General features: G+C 52.5%; 1 pseudogene. It reads right to left on the reverse strand.

The features are described 5' to 3' along the window. Window positions 1-263: pseudogene (gene tldD, locus ACYP03_RS26655) on the reverse strand (metalloprotease TldD); the annotation flags it as partial.

Raw genomic sequence — 263 nt, forward strand, 5'->3', positions numbered from 1 at the left:
TGCAAAGCGACCGACTTGCCGTCATTTTCAGTCATAAAATACTGATAACCGAAGCGGCCACCGCCGCCTGCACTGCCGCTTTCGCGCTTGCCGTTCTTCTCGATCAGCACGCTGACAGAAAAACGCACCAGAGGACGAATATCAGCCGCATAGGTGCCGTCTATGGCAGCGACAAGCACCTGCTCATAGACACCGTTAATACTGACCGAGACTTCTTTCACCAAAGGCTCTTTGGCACGGATATAGGCATCCACTTGCTTAAG

It is taken from the genome of Photobacterium sp. R1 (assembly GCF_054600795.1).